Here is an 18,671-nt window from a genome sequence, read left to right on the forward strand (position 1 = left end):
CAGCGGAGATGTTTGACAGAACGAGGTCTGTATGGTAGTTTCAGCGTAATGTTTCGCTCTTTTTCAGCAAAAGAGTGCCTTGGAGAGCCAGGAAAGGAAGAGGAAACTCTATGGTGATGTCTGCTGACCATTCAGTAACCATCAAAGACGTAGCGAGCCACGCCTCCGTATCTGTTGCAACGGTGTCAGCGGTAATGAATGGCAATAAATATGTGAGCCCAGAACTGGCGCAGCGGGTGCGCGAAAGCATTGCTACTCTGGGGTATAAACGCAACAGCTTTGCTCGGGGCCTCAAGACCCAGATCAGCTATAGTATTGGACTGATTGTTCCTGATATTACCAATCCATTCTTCACAAATATTGCGCGTGGCGTCGAGGATGTGGCCAATGCACATAATTATTCGCTAATTCTCGGAAACACCGATGAAGATCCCGAGAAGGAGAAAAAGTATCTGCACCTGCTTGAGAGCAAACAGGCTGATGGCCTGATCATTGCCGTTACGGCTCGCAGCCGTGAGTATTTACAAGAGCTACCGCTACGAGATCTTGCCCTTGTGAGCGTTGACCGTTCGCTGTTTGATCTGGGGATTGATACAGTTATGGTTGAGAATAGGGAAGGAACCAGGAGTGCAATTGAACATTTCATCGCACTGGGACATCGGCGCATTGGCCTGGTGACGGGTCTGCGTGGAATTGCCCCGACCGAGGAACGCCTGGCGGGCTATACCGAGGCGCTTGAGAAGCATGGAATACCGATTGATCCTGCCTTGATTGCGATGACTTATGCGCGCATCGATGGAGGAGAGCAAGGGGCCATGCAACTTCTTACCCTCCAAGATCGGCCAACCGCCCTCTTTCTGATGGACGGAACTATGACCATTGGCGCCCTGCAGGCTGTTGCCAGGCTGGGTTTACGTTGTCCAGAAGATCTTGCCATTGCTTGTTTTGACGATTTTACCTGGGCCCCAGTCATGCGACCGCACCTGACAGTTGTCGATCAACCAACTTATGAGATTGGTCAACAAGCGGCCCATCTGCTTTTTGAGCGGCTCTTAAATCGAAAAAAAAACCCTCGCGAAATCCGCTTGCAAACACATCTGATTGTGCGCGAAACGTGCGGATCTCAATTACCGATCAAGGAGTAGTTCTTCCTTGCGTATAATGTTCTTCCCAGGTGGGTCTTTCCTCTGCTGTGGTTTTTCTCCAACGTTAAACTGAGAAGCATGCAGGGTGCCAGTAGTCATGCTGATACAAGTTACGACGAGCCTAACTTTCGCTTGCCTCAAGGCCAGAGAACAGATTGGTGGTCTCTGTCGAGAAGCGATGCTGTTTCCGTGGTTCGCTTTCACCTGTTCCAGCAAGTCCCGGAGAAGCTTCTCAGTGCTCTTTGTTGGTTCCCCTGCTCCTGCTTGGAAAGATTCCTTGCTGCCCGGCTCTTGGATAATTGGAGAGATAGGCCGAGTGATATGGTCAGTTAGAAAAAACAGCTTCTCTTAGCACCATCTTAGAGAAGCTGTTACCAGGGGCATTGACAACCTTTTCTTCGCCACAAGAACCCAGCTTCCCAAGAAGAGGCTTTTCAGCTTCAGCATTGAGAAGGCCACCGATGTGGAGCAGGACCGGCCAGAGAGCGCATCGTACGCCAGCGTCCTGAGTGATGGGTAGGATATATTTCAGGCTGAGTCAGCAAGGTATGCGGCGCGTGTTGGAATTCCCTGGCGCTATTGTGATCTGGTCAATCATGGTAAGATCTACAAGCCAGCTAACGAGCTTTTAATCGTACTGGCTGCCACTATGTTATCATATGAGATGGCTGCGCTGATAAGCCCGGCCTGGACATGGAATTGTGCAGCAACTTCGTAGGCACGTTGATCAATCTGAGGAGATTGGGCAAAGACCGGCCCTATAGCCGTAAACACTGCTTTGGTGGTTGCCTGATTCAGCTTGAGATACTTTTGCATAAGCACGAGTGCTTTGTCTTGCTGCTCATGGATGTAGGATTCGGCCTGGGCAATTGCGCGAATGAAGGCCTGCACCGCTTGCTTTTTATTATCGATGACGCTTTGTTTGGTATAAAAGGCTCCGTGGACGTCGTTAGCGAGGGCTGGCACATCTCCTCGAATCGGGCTGATCAGAATGGTACCGATGCCTTCCGCCTCAGCTTGCTGGCCTACCGGTGAGAAGAAGGAAAGCGCATCTACGTGACCAGCCTTCATGGCAGCAATCGCCGATAGATTGTTAGAACCGAGATTCACCAGCGTGGCATCGCGTTTCGCGTCAAGACCTTGCTGCCTGAATAAGTAGATCAGCAGCGCCTCAGTTCCGCTACCCGGACCCGTGATGCCAATCTTGCGGTCCTGTAATGCATGGACCTTATCGGCGAGTGAACTTGACATTGTAAGCCGCTTCTGCTGAAGAAAACTGTTGCTGGCGATCACATCAACATAATAGCCATTGACCAGCGAGCCGATAACCCTGGCCGTAGAATCGACTATGGCCATATCGAAGGCATCGGTAATGACGCCACCGCCAATATCGATGCTCCCCGACTCGACAGCCGCTGCCACCTTGGCGCCCGTGCCCAATAAGGGACGTGGCCCTATGGTTAGCCCCTCCTTTTTGAAGAACCCTTGCTGGTCAGCAACATAGAAAGGGAAGTAGGCGACCGAGGTACTGATTTGCCCCACTTTCAAACTCATAGTATTTGTGGGTTTCGCCGGAGAACCAGGATTATCACAACTAGAAATACCCATGGCAACCAGCGGCAAACTTGCAATAAACGACAAGGATTGCCGTCTAGAAATAGGCATAGATTTCTCTCTTTCCGAAGACTTCCTCATATATCATTTCGTGTTGATTAGGGAATGATCTTCTTTCCCAAAGTCATCCCTGCCTTCCAGCGTGAGGTCTTATGATCAATGAGATTGACAAATGCATTTAGTGCACTAGCAATGATGGTCAATACGAGCAAAGCTACAAACACGCCAGCTGTATCGAACTTGCTTGACGCATCGTTGATCAAATATCCCAAACCACTGTTGGAAGAGACAAGTTCGGCCACGACAGCTCCGATCAGGGAGTAAGGAATAGCAATCCGTAATCCTGTCAGGATATAGCCAGCGGCCGAAGGGATCATCACTTTGAGTACAATATCCCAATGCTTCCCTCCCATAAGGAGGACCGCATCAATAAGATTTCGGTCAACATTGCGAATGCCGGTAAGCGTGTTGAAAAAGACGAGAAAGAAGACAGTTACAGCGGCAAGGACCACCTTCATTTCCAGGCCGATCCCGAACCATAAAATACATAAGGGCGCGAGTGCCACTTTCGGGATACTGTAGAGCGCGATCACAAAAGGATCAAGAATCTCTGTAACTAATGGCTGTATCCCAAGCAGAATACCCGCCAGCACGCCACTGAGTGCCCCATATACCAGGCCCAGCAAGGTCTCTTGCAAGGTAATTGCTGTGTTGGACCAGAGTGAGCCATCATTGAGCCATAGTTGCAATTGCTCAACCACAGCCAGCGGGCTACTAATAAATAATGGATTGATAAACCTACCGGAGAGTATCTGCCAGAGCGTGATGAGGCAGAGCAGAAAGACGATACGACCGGCGCCAATGATGAGCACCCGCCTCCTCTGAAGCTGTCTGGTTTGAACGTTGGCAGAAGAGATCTTTGCCCTTGTCGTCGCCCTTTGCTGCGAAGTTTGCTGAGGTAATATGGTTTTCATCTCTTTGCCTCCTGCTGCATACGTGCGCTTACCAGGGCGTTCCATATACGCTGATGGGCCGTAGCAAACTCTGTCTGAAAACGAAGCGTAGCAGCATCGCGTGGACGAGGAAAGAAGATAGCTTCGTCATAGACGATACTACCCTCGGAGCCAAACACTACTACGCGGTCACCCAGAAGAAGGGCTTCCTCGATATCATGCGTAATGAAGAGAACACTCTTGCCTGATCCTGTCCATAGATTGAGCAGTTCACCTTGTAGCTCCAGGCGTAGCTGAGCGTCAAGCGCTCCAAATGGCTCATCCATGAGTAGGGTCTCGGGCGTAGCGCTGAGCATACGCGCCAGACCAGCACGGCGGAGCATGCCGCCTGAGAGTTCGTGCGGATAGTGCTTCTCAAATCCTTTGAGCCCAACCAGTTGAATGAGCTCATTGGTCCTTTCCCTGCGCTCCACTTTGCCCAGGCCACGGATCTCAAGTGGCATTGCTATATTGCTCTCGATGTTTCTCCAGGGCATGAGCGTATCCTTCTGCGTCAGATAACCTATTTCGAGGCGCGGGCTGAGCAAAGGAGTTTCCCTATAATAAACGCAGCCCGAGGTTGGGGCTGCCAGGCCGGCAACAATATTTAATAACGTCGACTTGCCGCATCCGCTAGGCCCCACGATTACCGTAAAACTTCCCTCCTCAACCTCCAGATTGACCCCGGCCAGGACGACGATTTCCTGATTATCGCGCCCGAATGACTTGTATAATTGTTCCGTGCGTATAATTGCGCCCATCCCTTGTTCTCCTTTCATGCATCCTGCACAAGCAACAGAGCTTTGCTGGCTATCTCATCCGTGATCAAGGCGCCAAGGTCTTCTTGAGTTATGAATAACGTTGTCATAGCACCTGCTGCTAATTTAGGAGACAACTTTCCCTGTTGCAAGGTGCACTGTATTTCTGACAACCATCGTATGGAGTTCTTCTTCGCTAAACCCTGCTTCTAGCATGCGATCAACCATCAGCGCCAGGCCATCTTCAACAGGAGGGTTCGCTGGTTGGCCGAGATCTGTTGAGAGAAAGGAATGCTCGTAGCCGGCGGCACGAATATTGTGGAACATTTTTTCCCAGGAGACTTTGCCAGTATGAGCAGTAACGAAGCATCGTTCGAGAAAAGCGCCGCGTTGCGCAAGCGCGATCTGATCTTCCTGCGAGAGATTCTGAGAAGGGAACTCTGGATGGGTGATAACGATAAAACGTATGCCTTCCTCCAGGGCGGCATCTACAACAGCAAATATCTCATCGCGGCCGAGATGGCCCGTAGCAAGCACAAGATTGTGCCTGGCAATTGCCTGCAACACAGCACGCGTCTCAGCAAGGACTTGATTAGCCTCGTCAACTACCCGCACAGGCTCGCTCTGTATTCCTTGGGTCCGCAGCTCGTGCTGAAAGCGGGCCCAGAATGGCAGTTTAGCGTCAGGTGCCGGGGGAATGCGTCCCGCCGTTTCATTTACTGCGTCGACGGTTGGCATCCAGACGAAGCGTGCCCCTTCCCGGGCCGCGATCTCGACGGCCAGTGCGTTCATGCCGCCGATTGCTTGGTTGAGGGCGATTGCGCCCATTACATGGATATCTGGCAACAAGGTGCGCACCAGAGCCGCGCGTTCTGCTGTAGGCGTGTAATGTGATTTGATGACAAAACCGGCCTGACCCCATTGGGCACAGCGTTTGGCTAGCTCGATATCTGTGATAGAACGCTTCATGATATCCGGCCCTGTATGTACATGTAAGTCGTAGGCTCCGTGCACAAGTTGGCGTGCGCGTGTCGAGGGTTGTGATACTTGGTCTTTAGAAGGCATAGCTTTTTCTCCCAGGGCACTCTACATTTAGGCGTGCTTTATCTGCTTCGAACCAGAATAATTATTCCGGGGACTCCGAGGCAGAAAGCGGAAAAATAGTCAGATATAATCATCAGTAGCGTTTAGCTCCGCCAGTTATAGAGTGCGATTATGTACAAATTAATCTGCAATAGTCCTTCATATAGATATGTGTCAATATATCCTGTGATGATATAGTGCGCAAATTCACCTACCTCAAAGCGAAAATTTGCGCTAAATGCAAAGAACACACGAATGTTAGCATAGGATGATTACAGCGTCAAGTACAGTTGATATGTTTAGCACTTCTTTCTCTCGTGAGGTAAGCGTACTTACTATCATCCTCCTCTTCACTTCTAGCAACATTTTACCGGAGAAGTTACAGCTGCTTGACTTACTGAGCAAGGTACGTGTATAGTAGCGTTGTGTTATCAGAAAAGGTAGCTTCATTGGTAGTATCAAAGATTTATCTATATATCTAATTAGACGGATTTATTCCTGAGACTTCCAATGAAAGGAAGTACTCGATTATCTACTTTTTTCGTCATTTTTTTCAATTGCCTGGTATTTCCTGCATTTTCGTACCTGTGGAGGATAGGGTCAATGACCCCTCGCCGAGATCGGCGGAGGCTTGTGAAAGCCTTCATTGACTAGTCTTAAGACAGCTTACACTCATTCAAAAGGCATCGGCCTGTTTAATCGAAAGGAGAAGCAGCAGGATACCCACAGATTCATCTGTGGGAGGAATGCCGAAAGACCCATGAAACTGTAGATGCATGTACACACTCGATTTTGAAACGATGCTGCAAGTGATGCAAGAACACCAAAAGACGGGACTCCTGTACGCCGAGTTGCCAGCAGGAACCGTAGGCTTGCAAGAAGCTTGCCGCATAGAGATTAAACTTAGGGTAGGAACTATCGTCACATGTACTATTGCCAGTAAGAGTGGATGGCGTCTTCCAGATAAAAAGATGATCAAAAAGATTTCTCAGCTCGGCCCGCTTCTCTGGACTTTTGTACCTGAGACAACTGCAGTGCTACCAGCTGCGCAATCAGCTCCTGCTCCTATTCAACAAGGGGAAATTACCTTCTTCCCGAGGCGTACCGTACAGATAGAACAAGTGCAGATGCGCTCCTGGCCCCGCCTCCACCGAGGAATATTTGTGCTTGCCGATGGAACAAGGAGCATCGTGAAGCTCGCGGAGATCCTTTCAGTCCCTCCGTTTCAGGTAGAGCGAGCTTTGTACGATCTGCAATCGATCGGTGTTATCGCTATGGGACCGTAGCTATAGGAGATTTTCCTGTAAGGTGAAGTCATTTGCTCTTGGCGCTTCCCAAGCTAGAAGCAGGACCTACTCTTTGGTAGTTATTACCCTGACTGATGAAAGAAGCTTATGGGCAGAATATGTTCATTGATATATGGACATATATAAAGTTATGAGCATTCTCTAATTATTAATTTGTTGAAAAGGATGTGGTAATGAAGGATCTTTTCACCCATTCTGTAGATAATTCAAGAGGAGATGCAAAAGCCCCCTCTTATCTGACGGTTCAACAACGAGAGTCCAAGGCATTCCGCTGGTGGTATCGCCTTGCCTCCCCTCCAATTCCAGGGAATCTGGCCCCGTTCAAAGAGAAGGAACTTTTTAGGCGCGGGCGGACAGGCAGTCAGATCATTCCGGCGCTCTATGTGCTGCTCATCATTTCCATTCCAGCCAGTATCACGAGCACCAATTCTCTGCTTGTGCTCATTATTATCGCAGGACTGCTTACCTTAACTGTGGCGACTGTCCTCAATCGTCTGGGCAAGATTAATACTGCTGGCTGTATCATTGTCGCAACGTTTACAGCATTTCCAGTAGCCAATATCGTCACGACGCCAGGCGGCGTGAATATGCTGGGATTGCCGCTATTTGGTTTGCTGGTACTGCCTTTGGTATGCGCAGTTTCTTTTCTGCCCGAATGGTGGGTATTTATCGTTGGCTTGATCAACCTTATCTTCACTTTCCTCGTTTTGCTTTATTTCCCGCAAACTGGCGAATTGAGTGCAATCCTCACCATCGACTTTCCGGGCATCATTACGCCGATCATTCTCGTACAGATCATTGTATCTATCGTGGCTTATCTCTGGGTACACAGTACTGCACAGGCGCTCAGAAGGGCAGATCGCGCCGAGGAGATTGCCAAACTCGAACATGATCTGGCTTTGCAGGCTGAGGCAACAGCACAGCAGCAGCAGAAGCTAGAGGTAAGCATCCAGAAAATTGTAGAGACTCACACACGCGTGGCAAATGGAGATTTCAACGCGCGCGTTCCTCTGACGAGCGATAATGTGCTCTGGCCTATTTCTGGTTCGCTCAATAACTTGCTGGCGCGCGTGCAACGTTTGCGTCAGTATGCAGCCGAATTAGAGTATGTGAAATTGGAACTCCAACAGACGCGCGAAGAGAACAGGCGTTTGGCCAGAAGACTTGGCGATAAACCTTTCTGATGGGTTGTGTTGAAACCCTGGTTGTAGAGCATCATCATAAGCCCAAAGCAAAATAAAGCCAGGTAAGAATGCACTCGCCTGGCTGGGGTGTCCTCCTGGGCGGAGTGGTCAAAATGGTTTGCATTTCCCTCTAGCTGTGTAATAGTGAGAATTACTATTCCCCTCTTTTCAAAGGCTAGCAGGGAAATGTTATTCTTTTTTCTCTTCTTCCTGCTTATCAGTTGGGGTTATTGGAAAAGCGTTCCTTATCTTGCTCCTGATCTGTTCGTAACCGGCAAGCATTTCATCACGCTCTTGCGATGGCGGGATTGCCACTCTGATAGACACGAGGAGAGCAGTAAAGGCGATGTCCACAATACGTACCTCGTCGTCAGTCAAGCTTGTAGAAACAGTATCTGGCTTTTGAATACTCAAGAGGGCGCTTTCTATCAGCGCAAGCGTGTAATCTATGTTTGTGGTTGGTAGATCATGTGTCAGTACTCCCAGTTTATAGAGCCGAAGAACATGGACGATGACGAGCCGATCCTCAAAAGCGATGACTGCAGCTCTCTCCTGCATACCTTTCCATCCTTTCTCTATGCTGCTTCTCACCTCAGATAAGTTGTCTGTTTTCTCTCCAGTCAGCTTATTTCTGACCGTAAGCGAGAAAGAGTTCTTCGGCCGTCTGATAATTTTCCCATTCGTAGAGGAGGCCGGCTAACGTTTTATCTACGACGTTGGGATAGAGGCCGAGCTGGTTGATAAAGTGGGGGCGCAGAGCGGCGATGCAAGCAAGAATATCTTTACTTAGCAAATTTCCTGCATGTCCGCCCTGTTTGCCAAGTGGGCAGCGAACGGAGTAGCATTGCACATTGCGCGCCCCTGCTCCCTGCAGCCAGGTGCCAATCTGACCGATGGCTGATGCGTCAATACCGCGTGGGCGGAGGATATTGCGAATCCAGGTGAGGACGTTGCGCATCAGGGGACCGCTATTGCTAAAGTTGTCTCCTGCTTCGACGAGTTCGATCCAGCCGTCGCGGCGTGTTACGCGGACCAGCTCGCTGAGAACAAAGGGCCAGCGTTGTCGCGGCACGGCCAGTACCATGAGGCGCTGATGCGTATAGTCGAAGCTTTCTTCTTTGAAGGGGAGCCCCCGAAAAATGTCTCCTTGAATAAAGCGGCAGTTGGAGGCAACCGGTCCGTGGGGCAGGGCAAATTCGGTATCCAGGCCGACAAGCCGGGCCTGGGGAAATTCCCGCGCCATTTCGAGCATCCAGATGGCTGTGCCACAGCCGACATCCAGAATATCGCCGTGCGAGACTCGAATGGGAGCTAAATGATTGCTTTTGAGCAGAATTTTGAAGGCATAGTGCTGATAATTCAAGCGGCTGTTTTCTACATCATCCTTGGGCAAGATGTAGGGAAGATCGGTTCTAAAGCGCCGGTTCCCTAGCATTCGGCTGGTAGTGGGCGTTGGCTCCCAGAAAGGTAAAGGCTGTGGCTTCCGTTGAAAGAAACTGAATAGGTGCATGTGGTTTTCTCTCCCTCCTACTGTATCATCTCTCCCTAATTATTTTGTTCTAAGCTGTAAGGTGCTGTCTACATGTCGTCTTGACTTAATGCTAAGTCGCGTTGAAGTAAATGGCTATTGAATTTCTTATAGCCATTGAATATATCTTGCTTAAACTGTGTGAGGAATGTGCGAAACACTCATGCAAGATGTACGCGAAGTAGATCAGCTTCACCTCTTTGCGCCTGGGAATATCCTGGCGACTCGTTACGGACGCTGCACGAGGGGACTATTGACGTAGGTGCTGATAGCGACCCTGGTTGCTTACTGAATGGAGCGGGAATTTTGGGCGCTTCGGCAATGGCAATCTGTTTCACTGTAGTGCTTCTTCCTTCCCTGGTGGGCGATTATAACCAATTCATCTCAAGCCAGCAAAGGGAAACGCCCATAGGTCTACAAGTAGTTGGTTGATGACGCCTCTGGTGCTCAATGCTGGGCGTTCCCTGCCGATAGAGTGAGTATAGCATATGACAAATGATTCGTAACACTGGAAAATGAGGAAATGTTAGAGTAAAGTTTGAAATCAATAAACTACGGGCATGGATGAATATGCTGATTATTCAGGCTTGCCGGGCTATGTCTCAATCAAAGAGGCTGCCAAGATGTTGGGTATTTCGGATAAAATGGTTTATATTTATATCCAAAGAAAGCGTTTGCCTGCCCTTCAGATAGCGAATGTTCTGGTAATTCCCATCAAGGATGTCCAGAACTTTAAGTTTAATTCGGAAGGCCGACCGCGCCGAAAAACGCCGCCCTGGCGGATCTCTTCGCGCGATAATGTACTCTTCGTGACTTCCATCACTCTACAGTTTGAGGCGGCTCAGCAGGATTTGCTCGCGGAAAGATTGCGAGAGATCAGAGAAAGCGGGCTGTATGATTTTCCGGGGACCGTTACGCGCTATGTCTTCAGCTATGAGGGCTCTCCCAATACCATAGAGATTCAGCTTGTCTGGAAAACGAGTGTAGCGCCGGACGAGGCAACACGAGAGCAGACTTTAGAAGAATTTCGCCAGGCGTTGGACGATGTGCTGGATTGGAGCACGGCCCAGTACAAACATGGCAGAGCCTTGATGCACACCTAGCGCCCTACTTACCCATTTATGCGCATCTACTGTGCTTGAGATTTCTTTCATAGGGCGCAACAATCTGCCCTGGGAAAATTTCTTGACCCAGGGCAAGCTAACTCTCTAACGGATACTGCCCATCGAAACACCTTTGACGAAGAAGCGTTGGAAGAGCAAGAAGAGAATGATGATCGGCAAGATCGCCACCAGTGACGCGGCCATGAGCAAGTTGAACTGAACATCATGGGTGGTGCGGAAGAACTGCAATCCGATCGCAAGCGTGCGCAGAAGATCGTTTTGCACATAGATGAGCGGCCCCATAAAGTCGTTCCAGGAAGCAATCGCGGTAAAGAGGGCAATAACTGCCAGGGCGGGTCGGGCCTGTGGAATGATCACGCGAACCAGGATTTGCAACTCTGTGGCTCCGTCGATGCGCGCAGCCTCGATCATGTCGTAAGGAATCTGCAGCAGGAATTGACGCAGCAGGAAGGTATAAAAGGCGCTGCCTAGAAACGCCGGAACTGTTAGCGGCAAAAGCGTGTCTACCCACTTTAGCTTTGCGAAGAGATCGAAAAGTGGAATTGCGGCGACCGGAAACGGGATGAAAATAGTCGCGATAATCAAATAGAACACGAGATCGCGACCAGGCCAGCGAATGCATGAGAAGCCGTAGGCAACCAGGAGATTTGAGGCGACAGAGCCAATCACGCTCACCAGCGTTACCAGGACGCTATTGAGAAAATAGCGCCCGAAGGGGATAAAGTTGTAAGCTTTGACAAAATTGTCCCAGCGCACATCGAACGGCCAGAAAGAAGGGGGAAAGAGCGTGAGTTCCTGGTTGGTCTTCAGAGCCGTTACCAGCATCCAGAAGACAGGAATTAAAAAGAGGATGCAGATGACGATCAGAAAGATACGAACTCCTATCTGTTCGATCCAACGCGACAGCGGCATAGTATGCTCTGCTTTGAGCGCCGGCGGCTGTCCTTTTTCCGTTGACGTCTGCGGAATAGTCGTTTGCATGCTTGTTTTCTCCACTTCTTAACTGACCAGATCATAGCTGACGAAGCGCCGTGAGACTGCCTGTAAAATCAAGGCCATCAGCAGACCAATGATAAAAAGAACCACTGCCAGAGCTGAGGCATAGCCAAGCTGCCCATAACGGAAGGCATTGTTGTAAAGATAAAGCATGTAGAATAAGGTTCCGTTATTTGGGCCACCGGAAGTTATGATGTATGCCTGCGTGAATACCTGCAGCGCCTGACTGACGCCGGTAATCAAATTGAAGAACAGCACAGGTGAGATCAACGGTAGCGTGATGCTGAAAAATCGGCGCAGTGGGCCCGCGCCATCAATCTGTGCAGCCTCGTATAAGGTCGCCGGAACGCCGCGCATTCCAGCCAGAAAGATCAGCGCTGCATTACCCGCGCCAAGTTGGGCCAGAACGATAATAACCATTTTGGCGCTGATAGGATCACTGAGATAGTTAACCTGTGGCACGCCTACCAGGGCCAGGAGATAGCTGACCAGGCCAAATTGTGGATTGATCAGGACGATGGCCACAAGCGAGAGGGCGAAGATTGGTAAGATCGATGGCAGATAGAGGATCGCCCGATAAACAGGAATTTCCCACACGTTGCGGTTCATTGCCAGTGCGAGCAACAATGCTACAACGATGCCAATGGGGACGCCAATAATCGCGTAAAAGAAGGTATTGTAAAGCGAGGTCCAGAATAAATCGTCACCAAGCAGGCGTGTATAGTTTGATAGCCCTAGCCACACGGGAGGCTGGAAGCCCGAATAGCGGGTGAAGCTGAGATAGATAGAGTAGACAGTTGGGTAGACGGCCATGGCCAGAAAGCCGATAATCCAGGGCAAGATAAAGAGCAAGCCCTTGCAGAGGTTCGCGCGATCTCGCCGACTGAGTGTGCGTAAATGCTGTGGTGTCACGGTTTGCAACGTTTCAATCTCCTCTCATTAGCTCTTGCTACAGTAGGGCTGCATCTCTGGCTGCAAATGTCTATATATTGTCTCTAAGGCTTCCTGGGGCGTTGCGGCATGCAGCGTTGCTTTGCTTTGGGCGGTGGTCAGCTCGTCCCAGTAGAAGGCACTGACAGGAATCGGTACACGACCATGCGAATAGGGTAAGAGCTTTGCAAAGAAGAGATGGGCGTTGGTGTAAAGATCTTTCTCGTTCAAGAGCGCTTTCCAGGTTGGCAGATGGCCGGTTTCCTTAACATAGATGCGTTGTCCTTCCGGGCCGGTCATAAAGCGCATAAAGCGATAGGCGCCTTCTGGATTCTTCGCGCCGGTAGGAATGGTCAGTGAGTAGCCGCCGGACCAGGTATATGGCTGTTCGCCTGTATAGGTAGACGGGAGATAAGTGACGCCATAATCAAGTTTGGGGGCGTATTTCGCTATCTGCTCAAGCATCCAGTCGCCACCAACTACCATCGCAAGATGGTTTGTGTAGAAGGGATTTTGCGATGGTGGCGCATTTGTAGGTTGATAGGTGGCTGTAAAGGCGTCGATTTTCCCTTGCGGCATTATAGAGGTCCAGTTGTAGAAGAGCTGAAGCGCCTTCACCATTGCCGGCTCAGTTGGAGTGACTTCACAGCGTTGGGCATCGAAAAACTTGGCGCCATAGCCAATGGCCCAGGTGGTATGCCATCCCTCATCCAGCCAGGGGATAAAGCCTACACGGTCATAGTTGCCGCGTGCATCCATATGATTGATTTTGAGGGCAATCGTTTTGAGCGTGTCTATACTGATCGGGCCATGGGAGGGATCAAGGATCGAAGGGTCGATCCCGGCCTGGCGCAGCATGCTCTTATTGTAATAGAGGGCGCGTGCATCCGATTCTATCGGTAGCGAATAGGTGATATCCTTGTACTGGGTTTCGTTCCAGGCGGCAGGAATGAAATCGTTAGCAAGATTGGTGTGCTCACGCTCTATAAATGGCTGCAGGCTCTCCAGCAGTCCCATTGCCGCATACTGTGGTGTAGTGAAGCGGGGCAGAAAATAGACATCGGGGCCGGTGCCACCACGGACCGCAGTGAGTACTGATGAGGGATCTGCATCGCCACCTGGCATTGGCACCAGTTTAACGCGAATGCCTGGATTAGCTTCTTGAAAAGCAGCAATAATGTCAGTTTGTGCTTTCATCCCTATGTCATCAGTGTAAGTAGTCCAGAATGTGATCTCGTGAGGATTGCTTTGTTCACCGGGCCGATAGAAGGCGAGGAGAAAAGGCAACAAAAATATCAGGATGAGTAGGATATACAATCCAGATGAACGTCTCAGGGCGCTCAATTCCTAACTCCTTTCAGTGGACAGAATAATACTCAATACATACGCATGTCTAGTAGAGATTAATACATGTCCTCCTTATCTTTAAGATAAGCTTTCCTTAGCAACCGCGTAGTCGCCGGTATAGGCACTTCAGTGTGCAAAAAGCAAACGGGTCCCGCCTCCATCTGCATTGCGAATGGAGAAGAAAAGTCAGGTGAAAGATAAAAGGCGAGACAGGGCTAGTGTAGAGTTACCACTCGTCCTGGCTCGGCGTAAATTCGACTTCGACGCGTGCGCGGTCTCCACGATGGAAAGTACGCGAGTACTCGAAGGCTCGGCCATCGGCAAGATAGGCGATGCTATCGAGCAGAAGCAAGGGGCTTCCCAGGGCAATGTCAAGCTGACGCGCCTCCCATTGGCCTGCCGCAACCGCCTCCAGGCTGCGCACTCCCCGCGCGATCTTCAAGCCATACCGTGTTTGCAAGACATGGTATAACGAGGTGGATGAAAGATCGATGGTATGTAGGTCCGGACATAGTGCGCGCGGAATGTGGGTCGTGGAAACAAGGAGTTTTTCATCTTCGACCGAGCGTACGCGGACAAGATCCATAACTTCCTCGCCAGCACTGAGGCCGAGCCGTGAGGCGATTTCGGGAGTAGCTGGTATGAGTTGCTGGCGCACTATCTGTGTATGGAGGCTGACACCCTGGCGCCTGAGGTCTTCATAGATACCAAAGGCGCGATGCACAAAACGTTCTGGCAGCTTTGGCCTGGCAACAAATGTGCCCTTTCCCTGAATAGTGTACAGCTTGCCCTCGTGGATGAGATCGCTGATCGCGCGCCTGATCGTAATACGGCTGACCTGAAATTCCTGGCCCAACTCAGCTTCAGATGGGATGAGCATACCAGGCATCCAGATCTCTTGCGCGATCTGGCGGGCGATGCGCTCTTTGACCTGATAGTATTTCGGCATTGGTGAGGTTAGCCTGAACTCGCCTTCCTCGCGTAGCGAATCTCTGTCAAGAGCATCTACACTTCCATCGTGCATGACGGTTCCTCCTTTGGAGAGTTGACAGCGCTATTTTTGATATGTTATCGTCTTGTTATAACAACTATGTGATATTATTATGACCAGACTGACTGCACTTGTCAAGATATAAAATAGCGCCAGGCCATGACGGTGACTTCAGCTTTTTCGCTTAGAAAGGTCTTATAAACTATGCTGCATCCATTCACCTTTTATGTGACACAAAGCGCGCATACAGATATAGGCTATACCCATCCGCAAGAACAGATACAACAGATGTATATCGAGTTCTATGATCAAGTCCTTGACATCTGCCATCAGACCGAGAATGATCCGCCCGAGCACCGTTTTAAGTGGACCTGCGAGACTTTCTGGCAAGTGGAGCATTATCTCACGACCAGGCCAGAGCGCGAAGCAGAATTTCAGCACTACGTTCGTAGTGGACAGATCGAGATCATGGCGACTTATCTTCACTTTACTGATCTCATTGATGCTGATGCCTATCGACGGAGCATTGAGCTGGCTGTAAGTTATTGCCAGCGCCATGATCTGCCGTTGCGCTGTGCTATGCATAGTGATATTAATGGCTGGCCCTGGGCAACTGCTGACATTCTTGCTGAATATCACATTCCCTATTTTTGCACGCATATTCATATCGATAATGCGACCGATCCTCTAGGGAAGCGTGGGAGCGTCCATTACATGTGGCTGCAGGGCGGAAGAAACGATATTCGCCCTGACGCTCCTGTGCGTGTGCCGAAGATGTTCTGGTGGCAGGGTCCGAAGGGTGGGCGCGTGCTCCATTGGCTCAGCGAACACTACAATCTTGGCAATGCACTTGGTATTTCTGGAACAAAGGGCTTTGGGGCTGATAAGACTCGCTATTTTATTGAGACCGATCGTACAAGCGTTGACGAGCTATATGCGACAGCGCAGCGAGAAATTCCGCGTTATGTCGAGCGAATCAAGGCGGAAGGCTATCCCTATGATCGTATGCAGATCAACACTGCCGGCTTCTTTGTTGATAACTCGCCTCCCGATTGGCGCTGGTGCGCTCTAATCGCGCGCTGGAATGCCGAACACGATGATATCAAGCTGCGAACGGCTACACCGAGTGAGTGGTTTGACGATTTCCAGCAACACTGCACCCAGAACTACCCAACCTATCAGGTCGCCTGGCCAGATCACTGGGCGCATGGGCTTGGCTCCGACACGCCGCGCATCGCCCTGGCACGTCAGAACCAGCGCAAACGGGCCGACGCGCTGGCGCTTGTCGAGCTGAGCGGCTCAGATGAGGCCAGAGCTGCCCTGGATCTAGCCCTGGACCAGGAGCGTTTCGCCCTTGAGCATACGTTTGATGCCTGGTCAACCGCCGCAAGGCCAGCAGCCCCTTTCAACGAATTTCTTCATATGCATAAGGCCTTGAACTTTTACCGGGCCGATCTCTACTTCAATGAGGCCATAGGCCGCAGCCTGCGCAGCTACCTCCCGCAACAGGAAAGACGGGAGCGACAATTGCACATTGGCGCCTCTCAATATGAAGCTGGCGAGCATACGATTCACTTCTCGTCTGAGGACTATCCGCTCAAGCCAGAGGCACAGGCCTTGCGCGCTGAGAACGGGACTACCTATGCGTTTCAGCTTGAGGATCGCGAGCTTTCGCAGTATGTCGCGGCACTTCCAATCGTCCATGAGAAGCCATTGGTCTCGTTCTCACTCGCCGGTGAGGCTGCTGGGAGAACACAAGCGCGGGCATTTTTACATGCCGGTGAGCATACCCGTATCAAAACTGATGCCTGGGACATTACCGTCAATCCGCGTACCGGTCACCTGCTAAGCCTGCATGAGCGCGCAATTGATCAGGAGTGGGTGAACGCAAAGCACCAACATGGCTTTGGCCAACTGATTCATGAGCAGGTTGTGCATCCCTGGAAACGTGAGGCGGTTGGCAACCGGGCGCGTTATATTGCGCTGGATATTGCCACCGAGCAATTAGCTGCCGCGTTTCCTCCAGAGCCGATTGTCACCAGATCGAGCATCGTTCTGGATGCTGGTAGTCGTTTTACCCAGGGGCCGGTCTTTGATGAAATTGCGCTCCAGGGAACACAGGATAATATAGGGCGTGTACAGCTTGCCTGGCGCGGCTATCATCACTTGCCAATTGTTGAGTTTGTTATCGATTGGGAGAAGCAATGGAGTGAGCTGCCCGAAGCCGCTTATGTGGCTTTCCCGTTCGCTGTAGCGCACGCGCTCCATCTGGAAACCGGTGGCGGCTTTTTTCAGCCTGGCAGCCATGAAAGTGGTGGGCAATTGCCTGGCACCTGCTCCAGCTACTATACCATCCAGCGTGCGGCTCGTATTGCCAACGAGAGCGGCGCAGCCCTCTTCTGGCTCCCGCTGGACGCGCCTCTAGTGCTGACCAACGAGGTGGCGTATAATCGCTGGGAAACCAGCCCCTATACCTGGAATGGTTTGCTGGCCTCAATGCCGGTTAACCATTACTGGCATACAAACTTCCCGATCAGTCAGCGTGGGCGTCTGCGCTTGCGCTATCGTTTGATCAGCAGGCAAGGATTTGGCAGCGACGAGCAGGCAATCCAGGCCGCGCAGCCAATCGATGCGCTTGGATGGTGCTAGTGAGAAATTGTGAAGCGAGCATGTGGCATGGATGATGTACAAAGGAATGAGCTCCTGGTCCAGCGAGCAGGGCCACAGGCGATAGCACCTGTGGTCCTGGCTTTCGATGTAGGAGGGACACGCATCAAAGCCGGGATTGTTCAGGAGGCTGAGGTGCTAGCGATGCTGGTTGAACCGTTACCGGCTACAAAGGACGCCGCATCCCTCATTGAGGCCCTTGTCCAGATTGGCCAGCGATTACTCGTCCAGCAGAGCGTTGAAGCAGTTGGCATTAGCATGAAAGGGATCATTGATCCTCAGCAGGGAACAATTCTTGATGTCAATGAAGCGTTATCTGCGCTGATTGGTCTACCTTTAGCCAGGCTTGTTACACAGGCATTTGGCCTACCTGTGTGGATTGAAAACGACGCAAGAATGTATACTGTGGGTGAGCTGGTTTATGGTGCTGGCAAGCAAGTGGAGAATTTGCTGTGCCTGACGCTTGGTACCGGAGTCGGCTGTGGCGTGGCGTTGCAGCGCCGGGTAATACGTGGAGGTCGTGGCCTCTTTGGCATATTGGGTGGACATATTACCGTTGAGAGCAATGGACCGCGATGCAGCTGTGGCAATATCGGCTGCTTGGAGGCGCTGATTGGAACCGCAGCGCTGCGTCAGAAGGCCGCTGAGCTTCACGTGTGTCCCGTTGATGATGCTCTGACGCCTCGGGCAATATTCGCAGCGGCGGCGGCTGGCTCTGAGGCTGCAAACGCCGTAGTGGCCCACTTTACCCATTACTTAAGCGTTGGCCTTGTATCCCTCATTCATACCTATGATCCCGATATCGTCGTGCTTGGAGGAGGAATCGCGTATGCAGCAGCACAATTTTTGCCCGCGGTGCAGCGCTATGTGGATGAGCATACCTGGAGCTACCCGCGAGGGCGAGTACGCATCAAAACAGCGAAGCTAGGGGATAGCGCTGCCTTGATCGGCGCCGCAGCCCTGGCGCGTGGTTTGCATGTTTTACAGTGAAAGAGAATCTATCGT

The 18,671-nt window shown here is 51.0% G+C and carries 16 protein-coding genes; 6 read left to right on the top strand and 10 right to left on the bottom strand.

From position 1 onward, the window contains the following. Positions 1 to 116 precede the first annotated feature (116 nt). Positions 117 to 1,145: a LacI family DNA-binding transcriptional regulator gene (locus EPA93_RS46130; RefSeq protein WP_165423847.1), complete on the top strand. Its 1,029-nt coding sequence runs from the start codon at positions 117 to 119 to the stop codon at positions 1,143 to 1,145. Positions 1,146 to 1,751: 606 nt separating this feature from the next. On the opposite strand, the gene EPA93_RS46135 is transcribed toward EPA93_RS46130, so the two are convergent. The 4 genes from EPA93_RS46135 to EPA93_RS46150 all read right to left on the bottom strand — a co-directional run bounded on the left by EPA93_RS46135 (position 1,752) and on the right by EPA93_RS46150 (position 5,574). Next, positions 1,752 to 2,810 (bottom strand): ABC transporter substrate-binding protein, encoded by a 1,059-nt coding sequence (locus tag EPA93_RS46135; RefSeq protein WP_207229378.1) that lies wholly within the window; start codon positions 2,808 to 2,810, stop codon positions 1,752 to 1,754. Positions 2,811 to 2,857: 47 nt separating this feature from the next. Beyond that, on the bottom strand, positions 2,858 to 3,733 hold the full coding sequence (locus tag EPA93_RS46140) for an ABC transporter permease (protein ID WP_165423848.1): 876 nt from the start codon (positions 3,731 to 3,733) through the stop codon (positions 2,858 to 2,860). Continuing rightward, positions 3,730 to 4,512 (bottom strand): ABC transporter ATP-binding protein, encoded by a 783-nt coding sequence (locus EPA93_RS46145; protein WP_129894024.1) that lies wholly within the window; start codon positions 4,510 to 4,512, stop codon positions 3,730 to 3,732. Before EPA93_RS46145 ends, EPA93_RS46140 begins: the two co-directional genes overlap by 4 nt. A gap of 123 nt (positions 4,513 to 4,635) precedes the next feature. After that, complete coding sequence (locus EPA93_RS46150; protein WP_129894025.1) at positions 4,636 to 5,574, bottom strand: DUF6282 family protein; 939 nt, start codon at positions 5,572 to 5,574, stop codon at positions 4,636 to 4,638. Between the two features lie 794 nt (positions 5,575 to 6,368). Here EPA93_RS46150 and EPA93_RS46155 point away from each other — a divergent pair. Continuing rightward, the gene (locus tag EPA93_RS46155; RefSeq protein ID WP_129894026.1) at positions 6,369 to 6,878 is read left to right on the top strand and encodes a hypothetical protein; all 510 of its coding nucleotides are present in this window, start codon (positions 6,369 to 6,371) and stop codon (positions 6,876 to 6,878) included. 194 nt (positions 6,879 to 7,072) lie between these two features. Then, complete coding sequence (locus tag EPA93_RS46160; protein WP_129894027.1) at positions 7,073 to 8,083, top strand: methyl-accepting chemotaxis protein; 1,011 nt, start codon at positions 7,073 to 7,075, stop codon at positions 8,081 to 8,083. Between the two features lie 189 nt (positions 8,084 to 8,272). On the opposite strand, the gene EPA93_RS46165 is transcribed toward EPA93_RS46160, so the two are convergent. After that, on the bottom strand, positions 8,273 to 8,641 hold the full coding sequence (locus EPA93_RS46165; protein WP_129894028.1) for a hypothetical protein: 369 nt from the start codon (positions 8,639 to 8,641) through the stop codon (positions 8,273 to 8,275). Between the two features lie 67 nt (positions 8,642 to 8,708). Further along, entirely contained in the window at positions 8,709 to 9,593 is an 885-nt protein-coding gene (locus EPA93_RS46170; protein ID WP_129894029.1) for a class I SAM-dependent methyltransferase, read from the bottom strand. Between the two features lie 578 nt (positions 9,594 to 10,171). On the opposite strand from EPA93_RS46170, the gene EPA93_RS46175 reads away from it, so the two are divergent. After that, the gene (locus tag EPA93_RS46175) at positions 10,172 to 10,714 is read left to right on the top strand and encodes a helix-turn-helix domain-containing protein (RefSeq protein WP_129894030.1); all 543 of its coding nucleotides are present in this window, start codon (positions 10,172 to 10,174) and stop codon (positions 10,712 to 10,714) included. Between the two features lie 105 nt (positions 10,715 to 10,819). Here the strand turns inward: EPA93_RS46175 and EPA93_RS46180 are convergent, their stop codons facing one another. From EPA93_RS46180 to EPA93_RS46195, 4 genes are all read right to left on the bottom strand, one after another. Next, entirely contained in the window at positions 10,820 to 11,716 is an 897-nt protein-coding gene (locus EPA93_RS46180) for a carbohydrate ABC transporter permease (protein WP_129894031.1), read from the bottom strand. Positions 11,717 to 11,734: 18 nt separating this feature from the next. Further along, positions 11,735 to 12,643: a carbohydrate ABC transporter permease gene (locus tag EPA93_RS46185; protein ID WP_242527551.1), complete on the bottom strand. Its 909-nt coding sequence runs from the start codon at positions 12,641 to 12,643 to the stop codon at positions 11,735 to 11,737. Positions 12,644 to 12,670: 27 nt separating this feature from the next. Further along, on the bottom strand, positions 12,671 to 14,005 hold the full coding sequence (locus EPA93_RS46190; protein WP_129894032.1) for an ABC transporter substrate-binding protein: 1,335 nt from the start codon (positions 14,003 to 14,005) through the stop codon (positions 12,671 to 12,673). Positions 14,006 to 14,234: 229 nt separating this feature from the next. Then, on the bottom strand, positions 14,235 to 15,032 hold the full coding sequence (locus EPA93_RS46195) for a GntR family transcriptional regulator (RefSeq protein WP_129894033.1): 798 nt from the start codon (positions 15,030 to 15,032) through the stop codon (positions 14,235 to 14,237). Positions 15,033 to 15,203: 171 nt separating this feature from the next. Here EPA93_RS46195 and EPA93_RS46200 point away from each other — a divergent pair, with 171 nt between their 5' ends. Both EPA93_RS46200 and EPA93_RS46205 read left to right on the top strand, forming a co-directional pair. After that, entirely contained in the window at positions 15,204 to 17,648 is a 2,445-nt protein-coding gene (locus tag EPA93_RS46200; protein ID WP_129894034.1) for a glycoside hydrolase family 38 N-terminal domain-containing protein, read from the top strand. Positions 17,649 to 17,675: 27 nt separating this feature from the next. Further along, on the top strand, positions 17,676 to 18,656 hold the full coding sequence (locus EPA93_RS46205) for an ROK family protein (protein WP_129894035.1): 981 nt from the start codon (positions 17,676 to 17,678) through the stop codon (positions 18,654 to 18,656). The last annotated feature ends 15 nt before the right edge of the window (positions 18,657 to 18,671 follow it).

This window comes from Ktedonosporobacter rubrisoli, assembly GCF_004208415.1.
In the GTDB taxonomy this organism is placed as follows: domain Bacteria; phylum Chloroflexota; class Ktedonobacteria; order Ktedonobacterales; family Ktedonobacteraceae; genus Ktedonosporobacter; species Ktedonosporobacter rubrisoli.